A 2282-nucleotide genomic window follows, 5' to 3' on the forward strand; every position below is an offset into this window, starting at 1 on the left:
GCCGAAACGGCGAGACGGGCCTCAACCCTTCGAGGTGTCTCGTAAAACTCGACGCATGGGGTTGCGTCGGGATTCGATGATTGGGTCGCATGCTGCGGACTTGGCTCTTGTCGCCCCTATACTCGCTCACGTATATTCGTAGGCGAGTAAGGAGGGTGTATGGCGAAGAAACGCAAGGTCGGCAATCTGCTGGCTCTCGCGGTGCTCGCGGTGATGCAGGACGAAGCCATGCACCGGTATCAGATCGCGGCCCGGCTGCGGGAATACGGCAAAGACCGGGACATCGATATCAAATGGGGATCGCTGTACACGGTTGTGCAGAACCTGGCGAAGGCCGGTTTCCTCGAGGTGGTGGGCAGTGAGCGCGAGGGGGCGCGGCCGGAGCGGGTGATCTATCGGATCACCGCGGCCGGACGTCACGAACTCGTCGACTGGACCCGGGAACTGATCGCGGAACCCGAACCCGAGCGTGGGCGGTTCGTCGCGGGCCTGTCGATTCTGGCGGTGCTGCCGCCGGAGGACGTGGCCGAGCTGCTGGGCCGCCGGCTGGCCGCACTGGACGAGCAGATCGCGCAGGTGCGCGCGGAGTTCGCCCAGCTCGCCGGCACCTTGCCTCGGCTCTTCCTCATCGAATCCGAGTACGGGCTCACCGTACTCGAGGCCGAGGCGGAGTGGACCAGGGCGTTGCGCGCCGAACTGGTCGAGGGCACCTTCCCCGATCTGGCGGAATGGCGGGCCTGGCACCGGAACGGGCCGGGTGTGGACAGCGGGCGCGCTCGCGCGTACGTGGAGGGGGCTGATAGCACGACGGATCAGTGAACCTACCGAGCCCGATGGAGGTGCGGCAACACCACCATCGAGCTCGGATCACCGTCTCGGACCGTGCCCGCGCGGACGCACACCCGGCCACGAGTTTGGCAGACCACAGGATAACCGGGTGGGTGGACGCCGGGGTGGTTCGGCAAAGCAAACGGTCCGGACCACGAGGTTCCGGACCGTGCCGCCGCGGGTCGGCGGCGTCGATTCGAACTCCCGAGGAGTACTCCCATGTCCGGAACAGCGACCGCCCTGGTGATCGGCGGCGGAATCGCGGGGCCCGTGGTGGCCACCGCATTGCACAAAGCGGGTATCGAGGCCCGCGTCTACGAGGCGTATCCGAGCCCCGCGTACACGATCGGCAGCGGCCTGGCCCTGGCACCGAACGGGGTCGCCGCCCTGGATGTGATCGGAGCCGGGGAGGCGGTCCGCGATATCGCGGTACCCGTCCCGCGGATGGCGCTGTCGGTCGGCGGAAAGCTGCTGTCCATGCCCATGCTGGGGGATCAGCCGCCGCTGCAACTGGTCGATCGTGGCGAACTGCACCGCACCCTGCACGAGCGGGCGGTCGCCGCGGGGGTGCCGGTCGAATTCGGCAAGCGGCTCGAATCGGCGGAGCAGACCGCCGACGGCGTGCTCGCCCGGTTCACCGATGCCAGCACCGCCACCGCCGATGTGCTGATCGGCGCGGACGGTATCCGCTCCACGGTCCGCGGACTGATCGATCCGGCGGCGCCGGGCCCCGAATACACCGGGATGCTCGGTTTCGGCGCGACCGTGGACTGCGCGGTCGATATCGAACCCGGCACCATCGTTTTCGCCTACGGCTCCCGGGCCTACTACCTGTACTGGAGCGCCGGTCCCGGCCGGATCGGCTGGGGAGCGAATCTGCCCAGCAAGGAATATCTCTCACTCACCGACGCACGCCGGATCCCGGCCGAACACTGGCTGGAGGTGCTGCGCGAAACCTACGGTGACGACACCCCGGGCGGGCAACTGGCCCGGGCCACCACCGCCGACCGGCTGGAAACCGTGGGCGCGTTGCACATCATGCCGCCGGTTCCGCACTGGTACCGGGGGCGAATGGTACTGGTGGGCGACGCGGTGCACGCGCCGTCGAACAGTTCCGGTCAGGGCGCGTCGCTGGCGATCGAGAGCGCGATCGAACTGGCTCGGTGCCTGCGGGACATTCCCGAACCGGCCGAGGCGTTCGCGGCCTACGAGACGCTGCGCCGCGCCCGGGTGGAAAGTGTGGCCGCGCGTGCGGCGAAGATCAATCACAGTAAGACGCCGGGACCGGTGGCCCGCAGGTTGATGCAGTGGCTGATGCCCGTCCTGGCGCGCACGGTGATGAAACCGGAGAAGACGGTCGCCACCGAGCAGCGCTACCGGATCACCTGGGACGAGCCGGTGCGCCGCACCCCGGCCTCGGCCCGATAGCCGAACGGCCCGGCGGCGAGGGTTTC

The 2282-nt window shown here is 68.5% G+C and carries 2 protein-coding genes; both read left to right on the plus strand.

Annotation, left to right across the window (positions count from 1 at the left end; genetic code table 11):
- Positions 1 to 159: 159 nt before the first annotated feature.
- Entirely contained in the window at positions 160 to 819 is a 660-nt protein-coding gene (locus ACLML9_RS28540) for a PadR family transcriptional regulator (RefSeq protein WP_411948397.1), read from the plus strand.
- Between the two features lie 228 nt (positions 820 to 1047).
- Complete coding sequence (locus tag ACLML9_RS28545) at positions 1048 to 2256, plus strand: FAD-dependent oxidoreductase (protein ID WP_411948398.1); 1209 nt, start codon at positions 1048 to 1050, stop codon at positions 2254 to 2256.
- Positions 2257 to 2282 lie beyond the last annotated feature (26 nt).

Origin of the sequence: Nocardia sp. NPDC002869 (assembly GCF_046764065.1) — a bacterium.
Taxonomy (GTDB): Bacteria; Actinomycetota; Actinomycetes; order Mycobacteriales; family Mycobacteriaceae; genus Nocardia; species Nocardia rhamnosiphila.

What these genes read in the sequence shown, in the direction of transcription:
- ACLML9_RS28540 (WP_411948397.1), top strand. Translation starts at nt 160, where the DNA reads ATGGCGAAGAAACGCAAGGTCGGCAATCTGCTGGCTCTCGCGGTGCTC.
- ACLML9_RS28545 (WP_411948398.1), top strand. Translation starts at nt 1,048, where the DNA reads ATGTCCGGAACAGCGACCGCCCTGGTGATCGGCGGCGGAATCGCGGGG.